The following is a 562-nucleotide window of genomic DNA, read 5'->3' as shown; positions in this document are numbered from 1 at the left end:
CGGTGGATGCCGGGGTGTGGGCCGGTTCCACCGTGGTCATCACCGGTGGTACGGGTGGGTTGGGTGCGTTGTTCGCCCGGCATCTGGTGTCCGAACACGGTGTGCGTCGGTTGGTGTTGACGTCTCGGCGGGGTGTGCGGGCGCCCGGTGTCGGGGGACTGGTGGCGGAGTTGCAGCGGGTCGGGGCGCAGGTGCGGGTGGTGGCCTGTGATGTCGCCGACCGGGAGGCGGTGCGGGCGCTGGTGGCCGATATCGATGCCGCACATCCGCTGGCTGTGGTGCATGCCGCCGGTGTTCTCGACGACGGCACGATCGAGTCGTTGACCGTGGAGCGGGTGGGTCGGGTGTTGGCGCCGAAGGTCGACGGTGCCTGGTATCTGGACGAGGTGACCCGGGATCGGCGGGTGTCGGCGTTTGTGGTGTTCTCGTCGGTGGCGTCGGTGTTGGGGTCGGCCGGGCAGGGTAATTATGCGGCGGCCAATGGTTTCCTGGACGCGTTGGTGCGGCGGCGGCGGGCGGCGGGGTTGCCTGCGGTGTCGTTGGCGTGGGGGCCGTGGCATCA

Annotated in this window: 1 protein-coding gene; it reads left to right on the top strand. The window is 69.9% G+C overall.

Translation table 11 applies throughout. From position 1 onward, the window contains the following. A partial coding sequence (locus ON32_RS23350; RefSeq protein ID WP_040793169.1) for an SDR family NAD(P)-dependent oxidoreductase occupies window positions 1–562 on the top strand: 562 nt, incomplete at both ends.

The sequence above is a fragment of the Nocardia paucivorans NBRC 100373 genome (genome assembly GCF_000308675.1).
In the GTDB taxonomy this organism is placed as follows: domain Bacteria; phylum Actinomycetota; class Actinomycetes; order Mycobacteriales; family Mycobacteriaceae; genus Nocardia; species Nocardia paucivorans.
The sequence above is the reverse complement of the archived record's forward strand: the minus strand, read 5'-3'. Positions and strand labels throughout refer to the sequence as shown.